The following is a 9,513-nucleotide window of genomic DNA, read 5'->3' as shown; positions in this document are numbered from 1 at the left end:
GCAGCCGCTGGCCCGCGCGCTGGCAACGGAGCGTCGCGCGCGCCAGCCGCAAAGCCCGCTGGCGCGGCTGTTCGTCGCACGCGCCGCGGAACTCGCCGCGCCGCAACCGGAGCTGGCCGATGCTTGAAGCAAGATCGCGTTTGGCCCTGCCCGACGTGCCGCAGGTTCGCGCCGCCACCGAAGCCAAGGCCGAAGGCTGCCTGGACGTGCTGGCGCTCGCCTTTGCCGCCGATCCCGGCGTGCGCTGGATGTTCCCCGACGCCACCGCGTACGGCGCTCACTTTCGCGCCTTCGGCGGCCAGGCCGTTTGCGCGCGGCGCGGCGTTGCGCATACGCCTCGCCGGCGTTCTGGTTGCTCCGGCCGTGCCGCCGACGGCGCTGGTGCGGGAGCTGAGCGTCGCGAGGAGGACGCCGCACTGAACATCTTCGATGCGGCGGTTAGGGTCGCGCTCGAGAGTGCGCGCTTCCGCGCCGTTTACTTCAACCCTGCTGCAATCTTGCGGATCTCCTCCGCGCTGCGCTCCCCCGCGAGTGCCGTCCCGGGCATCAGGTATCTGCCCATTGCCAGCCCGCCGATGAATACCGGTTCATAGCCAACGTCCCGTATCAGGCGCGAAGCCACCTCACCGGCCTGCGCATCATCGCTCGCGAACGGCATGCCGACGCGCCCGGGCTCGCGATAGGCTTCACCCATCTGCGCCGCGCTGATCGCATTGAAGGCGCGCACCAGACGCGCGCCGGGCAGGAGTTCGGCGGTCGCCAGCCCGGCGCCTTTCTCCAGCGCCCAGTGCGCGATCTCGCCGTCGCGGTGGGGAAAGGGATTGTTGGTGTCGATGACGATCTTGCCCTTGAGCAAGTCCGCCAGGTCCTTGCCCACGGAAGGCAGGGCGTGATACGGAACCGAGACCATGACCACCTCGCCGAAAGCCGCGGCCTCGCGCGGAGTTCCGGCACGCGCACCGCCGCCGAGCCGCGCAGCGAGCGCCCGGTCGTGCTCGATGTGGCGCGAGGAGAACATGACCTCGTGGCCCGCCCGCACCCAACTGGCGCCGATTGCGCTGCCCACCCGGCCCGAGCCGACGATGCCGATCTTCATCTTTTCCGAAGCGAGCACGGGCCAAGGCAGGGTGCCGGCGGCGGCAGCCGCCCCGGCGGCGATGGCGAGAAACTCACGACGACCTGGTTTCATGGCGATTCCTCCAGATTGGTTGCTTCACCCGCTTCTTCGCGCCTGGGTGCGGCCTTTGCCCCGCCGGCCGATCGGGAGCCGGCAATCCGCCGGCACCGTTCATTGGCGGCCACCGCCGAGACCCGGAAATCATGCAGGCGCGCCTTCCGTTTGCGCCCGGGTGCCGTGCGCCCGCGCGCGCTGGACGTAGCCCAGCCAGATGCCGAGCGTCATCCACGCCGCGGCCAGCGGCAAGGCGACGGTCGCGAGCGCGGTGAGCCCCATGCCCAGCCGTCCGAGCAGCCCCTCGGTCTGCGCGCCGACCACGTCGCCCGCGCGATACACGAACGTGTCGATGAAGGCCTTCGCCTTGTAGCGGTCGGCGCGCGGCACCACGGTGAAGAGCGTCTCGCGCGACGGCCGCATGATGCCACGCTGTACGGCGCGGAACACCGCCTCGAAGGCGATCAGCGCCGCGAGCGAACCCACGATCGCCAGCCCCAGGAAGCCCAGCGCGGCGGTGATGGGGAGCAGCGCCAGCGTCGCCGGCACTCCGAGCCGCTTCATCAGATGGCCGGTGACGATCGCCTGCAGCACGAGGGTGGTCACCTGCGTGATGAGGTCGATGCGCGCGAACATCGCCGTGCGCATGTCCACACCGGTTCCCAGGGCCGCCACCATCTGAAGACGCGTGAAGTACAGGAAAGTTGCCATCACCGCGAGGATCAGCACGTAGCCGCAGATGGCCAGGAGGTAGGGCGAGCGGGCCACCGACTGCAGCCCCTCCCACGCGCTGCCGCCGATCAGCGCCTGTTCCTCGCACGCAGCGACGGACCGGGGAAGTTCGGGGCGCAACCGCGCGACCCAGAACGCCGCGCCGAGTGCAGCCACGAGAAATCCTGCCGCAACGAGCAGCAACACCGGCGTGCCGAGCGGCTCGGCGAGCCGGCCGGCGAGCCACGGTCCGAAGATCGCCCCCAGCGTTCCGCCCACGGCGATGGCGCCGAACAGGCGTTTGCTCTGCTCGAGGGCGAAGCGATCCGCCATCAGTGCCCAGAACAGCATCGTGGCGAACAGGTTGAACACGCTGAACCACACGTAGAACACCTGGCCGGTTCGCTGCCCGATGGCGTCGGGAGTCAGCACCAGCAGCAGATGGAACGCCACCAGGCCGGCGGCGAAGAACAGGTAGGTCGCGTTGACGAAGACGAGGCGCCGGAACCGGCTCACGAGCCAGCCGAACACCGGGTTCACCAGCAGCGTCGCAAGCACGGTGCCCATGAACAGCCAGCGCAACGCTTCGATGCCGCGCTGCATGCCGAGCGCCTCGCGCGCCGGGCGAATCACCATCAACGCGGTCAATACGCAGAAAAAGAACAGGCCCGCGACGAGGACCGGCCCGGCTTCCTCGCGGCGGATGTTGGTGAAGCGCTGCAGGAAGGTATCGGTCACGCAAAGCTCCCCGAATCGGTGGCGCGTATCGTAAGGGAGATTCGGCCGTGTCCCAACCCGCAACAAGCGCGGGCGCGAGGCTCCGGAAGGCAACGCCGGCGCGCTTGTTCAGCGTCTGCTACGCCAGCCTCGAGCGCAGGAAGGTGGCCATCTCCAAAGAGACGGTGCACCATATGGTCATGGGCGCTGGAGATGGGGTTGCGCAGATGGAACGAGGGTTTGTGAAATGAATCGGACAGCCGTCTGGCGAATCGTGCTGTGTGCCACGGGACTTGTGGCCGCTACGCACGCCCTGCCCTACCCGAACTGCGAGGACGATGCGAGCGCCGCGGCGATGTTTCTTTCCACGCGCATCGCCACTGGCGAAGGGCTCGACAACCTGTACGACCACTACTTCGTGCGCGCCTTGCAGAAACAGATGGAGCGCGCGTCCTTCGTGGCGCTGTCGCGTTCGATCAATCCCTCGGCATCAGTGCGTCCGATCCTCATGAAGCCGGTCATTCGTCAGGCCGATCAGCTCGCGGTGCGGCGGTTCACGGGGCTTTCGGGCGCGGCCGTGGAAGCGTCCGTCGGCGTTCTCACCAGCCGTTCGGCCGAACCGGCCGCACTGCTGATGACGCTGCAGTGTTGGGACGGACAGTGGAAAGTCGCCGGCATCAAGGTCGCAGACCAATAACCTGGGCCGCAGGCCCGGTGACGAGGGACGGGTAAGGCGAGAAGCGTGAGAGGCGAAGACAAGAATCAAGTTCATTGCCAACGACGTGCGGCCGACGAGCGCGTGGTCGGTCAGAGAGCGTATGCGGACCGGATTGCGTCGTGGCGGCGCGGGCACCGTTGCCGGTTCGGCGCCGAGCGTTGGCCGCAGTTCATAACTCACATCAGAACTGGGAGGGTAAAGGGATGAAGAAGAATGCATTGCGTCCGGTGTCGGTTCCCTGTTTGGCGCTGTTCTTCCTGTTCTTCGTTTCGACTGTGGTCTTGGCGCAGGCGCAGCCGTTCAAGGTCGGCGAGGTGTACCGCTGCGCGGACGGTCAGGTTTCCATCCAGGTGACCCGGTGCTACGGCGAGCCCACGCGGTGCGATGTCGAGCTGTACCAGGCCGGCGCGACCCAGCCCGTGCCGAACGTGGCGTTCGCGGAGGTGAACAACTTCATCAGCTTCTGCACGCGCGGCGCCGCCGGCGCAACGCCGCCGGGTCCGCCGCCCGCCGGCGGCGGCGACCGGGCTGCGGCCGGGGGCCAGGAAATGCCAAGGCCTGCGCCCGGACAGCCGCCGCGGGCGGGATTCGTGAGTTGCGCCGGCAAGATCGAAGGGCGCTACTCCAGCCCGGAAGCGGGAAGCTTCACCGTCGTGTTCAAGTCGGGGAAGGCCAGGCTGAGGATGTACGGGGTGGACGACGAGGAGGTGGAATGCTGGATCTCGGGCAGGAGGATCCTTCTGCACAAGGCCGGCACCGAAGAGGAGCTGGAACTCGACATCAACGACGACGGCACGCTGGACAGCCCGATGGGCGAACTGAAGAAGCGCGGAGGGTAAAAGCGCTTTTGGACTTGTCCTAGCCGAACCGGTAAACTCGCGCGTTCCGTTTCGCGGTTACCGCAGGAATCCCATCGATGAACGCTGCCATTCTTCAGTATCTCAAGGACAACGGCGAACAACTGGACGCCGACATCGCCAAGGCCCTGCAGATGCCGCAGTCGCTGGTCCAGCGGCACATTTCGCAGCTTTCCGCGTCCGGGGAGGTGATCTGCTGTCAGCTCACGCGCTACGTGGGCGGGAAAAAGATCGAAGGCATCAGCTGCCGGCTCTCCGCCTACGTGCCGCCGCGCGCGACCGGACCCAAGCCGGGCGCGAAGAAAGCCGCCGCCAATTCCGATGCGGATGTCGTGAGAGACTGATCGGCCGGCGAGGGTCCGCCCGGGGCACCACCAGGCAGCCCGACCCTTCGAGGCGTGGGTGGGGCGTGGTGATCTTCACCTTCCCGTAGTTGCCGGCCGGAGGGGCCTGTTGTCGCCGCCGCCGCCCGGGCGGCCGAGGCGCACTCGGTTCGTTGTTCCGGCTCGTCGGTCGCCGCCCCGCGAGATCAGGATGCAAAGCGAGTCTTGCGACCCGCATCGCGAGCAGGGCGCGTAGAGCATCAGGAGGACACATGCAGCGCATGAGCGGCGGCCGAGCGGTCGCGATGGCTCTGAAGGCCGAAGGCATCGAGCACGTCTTCGGCATCGTCGGGACGCACGACAGTCCGCTGTTCGACGGCGTGTACGGCGAGCCATCGATCAAGGTGGTCACCGTGCGCCATGAGCAAGGCGCCGCGCTGATGGCGGACGGCTACGCGCGCGCTTCCGGAAGGATCGCGGCGTGCTTCGTGGTGCCCGGCCCGGGGCTCACCAATGCGCTCACCGGAATGGGCATGGCGTACTCGGAATCGACGCCGATGCTGGTCTTCGGCGGGCAGAACATGCTCGCCCAGCTCGAACGCGAAGGCGGGCACTTCCACGAGCTGGCCAATTCGGTCCAAGTGGCCGCATCGGTGTGCGGCTACGCCACGCGCGTTTCCACGCCGGGCGATCTTCCCAAGGTGATCCGCGAGGCGATGCGGGCGATGCGCTGCGGACGCCCGCGACCGGCCTACATCGAAGTGCCGCTGGACGTGCAGACCGCAGAAGCGGACCTCGCACCGCTGCCGCCGGAGACGTTCCGCCGGCCGGCCGGGGATCCGGCGAGCGTGGCGCGCGCGGCGCAGGCGCTGAGTTCGGCGAAGCGGCCGTTCATCTTCGCGGGCGGCGGCGTGGAGAGCGCGGGAGCGGTGCAGCCGCTGGCGCGCGTGGCGGAGCTGCTGGGCGCGCCGGTGGTGACCAGCGTGTTCGGGCGGGGTGCGATCTCCGACCGGCACCCGCTCGCGCTCGGTGACGGCTGGGGCCGTTTCGATCTGTACGACGAGCTGCTGGCGGAAGCGGACCTCGCGCTGGTGGTCGGCTCGCGCATCGACGTGGTCTCCGACTGGAACGTGGGCGCGAAATTTCCCGGCAGGATCGTGCAGGTGGACATCGATCCGCTGGTCGTGGGGCAGCGCCGCGCGGTGGAGGTCGGCATCGTCGGCGATGCGGCCGCGGTATTGCAGGCGCTGGCCGCGCAACTCGAGGGCAAGGCGCGGGCCCCCTGGTTCGATGCGGACGGCTTCAGGCGCCGCAAACGGTCGACGCTGGCGCAACGCGCGGGGCCGGTGCTCGCGCTGATCGAGGATCTGCGCAAGGCGCTGCCCGACGAAACGATTTTCGTGGACGATCTGACGCTGGTGGGTTACTGGATGCCGCTGATGATGGAGACCTATCAGCCGCGCACGCTGATCCACCCCGGCACTTACGGAACGCTCGGTTATTCGCTGCCGGCGGCGATCGGCGCCAAGCTCGCCTGCCCGAGACAGCCGGTCGTCTCGATTTCGGGCGACGGCGGGTTTCTCTTCACGCTGCAGGAGCTGGCGACCGCGCGCGCCGAGAATCTGGACCTGATCGCGCTGGTGTTCAACGACAACGCCTACGGGGCGATCCGGACGTACCAGGACCGGATGTTCGGCAGCCGGTACATCGGTTGCGATCTCGTCAATCCGGATTTCGTGAAGCTGGGCGAGGCGTTCGGAGCGAAGAGCGTGCGCGTCGAGGCAAGCGAGCTCGGGGGCGCGGTGCGCCGCGCGCACGACAGCGGCGGGCTGTGGCTGATCGAAGTCCCGTTCGCACCGAAGGGCCCGGTGAACAGGGTGCCGTGGATGCCGTGATCAGAGGATGGAACCCGCTGCGGCCTTCAATCTTTTTCGCTCTCGCCCCGATCCATCTCGGCCCCCTTGGTCTTGAAGGGGCCGGCACTTGGACCTTTCGCTTCGACGCCGCCGGGGCCGACTTCCACGGACATCGCCTTGAACGGCCCGGCACCCACTTTCAGTTCGGCACAGCCGAGGCTGCCGGCGGCAACAGCGAACACCAGAACGCGAAGGATTGCATGAGCGGCTTTCATACGCGTGTCTCCACTGCCGAGGGAGTGAGCTTGCTTGCAGGTTGCACACGCAAGAACCGCACCGGTTTCCGAAGCCGGCGCGGCATTGAATTGCCGCCCGGCCGGGGCTGGAGCAAGCGTCTTCGCGGCAGAGGGCGGGATCGCCTTTCTGCCCGCGACGGCAGGCCGGGCAACGGCGGCTGTCCGCCTCACGGGCACTCGGGCACGACAAAGACTTTGGTGCCGACGAGGAGCCCGCAGCTCGCCGCGGCGCTGCCCTGATTGACGGCAAGTTCGGCGAGGCCGTTGGCGTTTTCGTACCAGACCGCGGTGCCGGCCGGCGCGTCGGCGAAAGTGCGCACCGGTTGAAAGCAGCGGTCGTGCGCGCGCAGGAGCGTGTCCGCCGGCAGGTTGCTCGCGCGCAGGCCGGTGGCGGCGTTGCCGAACGGATCCAGGTAGATCACCTCGTCGAGGTCGGCGGGCCACCCGTTCAAGTCGGGCGGCGGGTCGCACCGGCGCCCCGGTGGCGACTTGCCGAGCGCGAGCTTCGCGGCCACGGGCGCGAACAGGTCGCGGCCGTGGAAGGTAGGCGAAAGATGCTGCGGCCGCCAGGTGATTTCCCACCACTGCGCCCGCTCGGCCTGACGGGCAACGACGTTGAGCAGCCCGTTGTCCGGGCCGACGTACCAGCGACTGTCGGCGTGCAGCATCACCGCCCGGCGCTGGGTGCCCACGCCCGGATCCACGACGCACACGAACACGCTTCCCGGCGGCAGTTCGGGCGCGAGCGCGGCGAGCAGATAACCGGCGGCGCGCGGATTGAACTGCGGCGCGTCGTGCAGCAGGTCGATCACCGGCAGGCGCGGCACCTCGCGCAGCAGGATGGCCTTTACCTGCCCCACGTAGGGACCGGTCCAGCCATAGTCGGTGAACAAGGCTATGGCCGGGGCCCGGTTGCGCCCGGTTTTCTTCGCCGCCATGCGCTCCAGCGGGAGCGTCGCCGCTCGCGTGATCGTACGATTGAAGGTGGCCGGATTATAGGCTGCGGCGCGAGTCGTCGATGGCTGGATGTTCCCCGCCGTGCGCAACGCTCGAGCGTCCCGACGTAATAGACTTGCGCGCGTGCCGCGCCGAGCCGCCGTCCGAGTCAGCCGCAAAGCCAGCAGAAGGCACCGGCGCCGCTCCGGCCGGAAGCGATTCTGGCCGGGTGTGCGCGTGCGCCGGCGAGCGCTGCGCCTGCTGCAGCACCTGCCGCCGACGACTCAGCTTTGCCTCGCGATCGTCGCGCTCTTCCTCGCCTGGCTCGCCGTGAACTGGGTCTATCAGGTGGTGCGCAAGCCCACGGAGCTGTTCTTTCCGGTGAGCGGGGTCCTGAACAAGACGCCGGCCGAAACCTGGGAGCGCTACGCGCCGATCTTCCGCAGCCATTCCACTCGCATCGTCACGCCCCCCTTTCTAGCCGCGCTGGCGCAGGTCGAAGGCTCGGGAAATCCGGTCGCGCGGACCTACTGGCGCTGGTCGCTCAGCGCGCAACCCTTCGAGATCTATCGCCCCGCCTCCAGCGCGGTGGGCATGTACCAGATCACCGACGGCACCTTCGCCGAAGCGCGCCGCTACTGCATCCACCATCACGTGGTGGTGGAGGATGGGCCGTGGAACGATCCGCGCTCGTGCTGGTTCAACAGCCTGTATTCGCGCGTGATCCCTTCGCACGCCGCGGAGATGACCTCGGCCTACCTCGATCGCCGCGTGGAGAACGTTCTCGCGGAGCTTCGCCTCGAGCAGGCAACGCTGCAGCAGAAGCAGGACCTCGCCACCGTCGTTCATCTGTGCGGCGCCACGGCGGGCGAAGCGTTTGCGCGGCGCGGGTTCCGGCCCGCCAAAGGCCAGCGCTGCGGCACGCACGACCTACGCGCCTACTTGGCGAAGGTGGGCCGGATGAAGGCGGTCTTCGCGCGGTTCGACCGAGATTCGCCGAGCGCGGGAAGACTGCGCTCGGCTCCCGGCGCGAGCACTGCGTACCGGACGGCGCGCCCAGAAACGTGGACGAGCAGCGCGAGGACGCGAGGCGCGCACAGGAGAACGGCTTGCGAGACAACAGCCGGCGCCGCTGCAGGCCTTCCGGCTGGGGAAGCTACAGCGGCTTGTAAGGATCGACGATCGAGCGCCACATGTGGGCCACGGGGCTGGCGTCGTTGCCCAAGCCTTCCTCCGGCTGGCGAAAGTGCCGGGCGATGAGGTCCATGAACGGATCCAGATCGATCGGCAGGCTGCGGTCGAAGCTGTAGTCGTCGTAGAGCGTGATGTGGCGGGCGGTCATGTACCAGCGGTGATTGCGCGCCTCGCGGTACGCCCGCTCGATGTACTCGGGCGGCTGGAAGCCGGCGCCGAACATCGTGACGTACATCTCCGGGTACTCGTAACCGACTTCGGGATCGGGGTAGAAGCGCAGCGCCTGGTGATAGCGGATGGCCCACGACACCCGCTCGGAAACATAAGGCTCGACGAGCTGCGCGCCCCACCATCCGTGATCGGGTCGGGCCACGCCCAGGCCGAGGTCGTGCAGCAGGCAGGCGAGCACCGTTTCTTCGTCCACGCCCGCGTGCAGCGCGCGCTTCGCGCACTGCGCGCCGTGCTGGGCGACCGAGATCGGCAGACCGAACTTGGGCACGTGCAGCCGCCGCGTGAGGATCTCGGCCAGCGTGGGCCGCGAGGAGAGCGGCGGCAGCTGCGCCGCGTCCGGGCGCGCGAGCGAAGCGCCGATGCTTCCGAGGTCGTCCATCTGCTCCTGGTGCATCCCTGCCTCCCAAGAACGCAACCGCATCGAGGATACTCGAATCCGCATCGGCCCGGGCGAATCCACATTGCGCAGCACGCAGCGTCGCGCCGGAACTGGGGTACCATGC

General features: G+C 68.3%; 10 protein-coding genes. 5 read left to right on the top strand and 5 right to left on the bottom strand.

Going from position 1 to position 9,513, the window contains the following annotated elements; genetic code table 11:
- Nucleotides 1-475: 475 nt before the first annotated feature.
- Together VNM24_03955 and VNM24_03950 are read right to left on the bottom strand one after the other, a co-directional pair.
- Nucleotides 476-1,189, bottom strand: a complete 714-nt coding sequence (locus tag VNM24_03955) for an NADPH-dependent F420 reductase (protein HWQ37754.1) — start codon at nucleotides 1,187-1,189, stop codon at nucleotides 476-478.
- Between the two features lie 129 nt (nucleotides 1,190-1,318).
- On the bottom strand, nucleotides 1,319-2,620 hold the full coding sequence (locus VNM24_03950) for an MFS transporter (GenBank protein HWQ37753.1): 1,302 nt from the start codon (nucleotides 2,618-2,620) through the stop codon (nucleotides 1,319-1,321).
- Nucleotides 2,621-2,846: 226 nt separating this feature from the next.
- On the opposite strand from VNM24_03950, the gene VNM24_03945 reads away from it, so the two are divergent.
- From VNM24_03945 to VNM24_03930, 4 genes are all read left to right on the top strand, one after another.
- Entirely contained in the window at nucleotides 2,847-3,296 is a 450-nt protein-coding gene (locus tag VNM24_03945) for a hypothetical protein (GenBank protein HWQ37752.1), read from the top strand.
- Between the two features lie 224 nt (nucleotides 3,297-3,520).
- Nucleotides 3,521-4,156: a hypothetical protein gene (locus VNM24_03940; GenBank protein HWQ37751.1), complete on the top strand. Its 636-nt coding sequence runs from the start codon at nucleotides 3,521-3,523 to the stop codon at nucleotides 4,154-4,156.
- 77 nt (nucleotides 4,157-4,233) lie between these two features.
- Nucleotides 4,234-4,518 carry a winged helix-turn-helix domain-containing protein gene (locus tag VNM24_03935; GenBank protein ID HWQ37750.1) on the top strand — a complete coding sequence of 95 codons (285 nt, stop codon included), beginning with the start codon at nucleotides 4,234-4,236 and terminating at the stop codon, nucleotides 4,516-4,518.
- 251 nt (nucleotides 4,519-4,769) lie between these two features.
- Nucleotides 4,770-6,392 (top strand): thiamine pyrophosphate-binding protein, encoded by a 1,623-nt coding sequence (locus VNM24_03930; GenBank protein HWQ37749.1) that lies wholly within the window; start codon nucleotides 4,770-4,772, stop codon nucleotides 6,390-6,392.
- Nucleotides 6,393-6,418: 26 nt separating this feature from the next.
- Here VNM24_03930 and VNM24_03925 read toward each other — a convergent pair whose 3' ends face one another.
- Nucleotides 6,419-6,628, bottom strand: coding sequence for a hypothetical protein (locus VNM24_03925; GenBank protein ID HWQ37748.1), 210 nt, complete (start codon nucleotides 6,626-6,628; stop codon nucleotides 6,419-6,421).
- 188 nt (nucleotides 6,629-6,816) lie between these two features.
- Nucleotides 6,817-7,587: an SAM-dependent chlorinase/fluorinase gene (locus VNM24_03920; GenBank protein HWQ37747.1), complete on the bottom strand. Its 771-nt coding sequence runs from the start codon at nucleotides 7,585-7,587 to the stop codon at nucleotides 6,817-6,819.
- A 235-nt stretch (nucleotides 7,588-7,822) separates the two neighbouring features.
- On the opposite strand from VNM24_03920, the gene VNM24_03915 reads away from it, so the two are divergent.
- Entirely contained in the window at nucleotides 7,823-8,845 is a 1,023-nt protein-coding gene (locus VNM24_03915) for a hypothetical protein (GenBank protein HWQ37746.1), read from the top strand.
- On the opposite strand, the gene VNM24_03910 is transcribed toward VNM24_03915, so the two are convergent.
- Nucleotides 8,742-9,404 carry a hypothetical protein gene (locus tag VNM24_03910; GenBank protein ID HWQ37745.1) on the bottom strand — a complete coding sequence of 221 codons (663 nt, stop codon included), beginning with the start codon at nucleotides 9,402-9,404 and terminating at the stop codon, nucleotides 8,742-8,744. The genes VNM24_03915 and VNM24_03910 overlap by 104 nt on opposite strands.
- Nucleotides 9,405-9,513 lie beyond the last annotated feature (109 nt).

The sequence above is a fragment of the Burkholderiales bacterium genome (assembly GCA_035560005.1).
Classification (GTDB): domain Bacteria; phylum Pseudomonadota; class Gammaproteobacteria; order Burkholderiales; family Eutrophovitaceae; genus DASRFY01.
The sequence above is the reverse complement of the archived record's forward strand: the minus strand, read 5'-3'. Positions and strand labels throughout refer to the sequence as shown.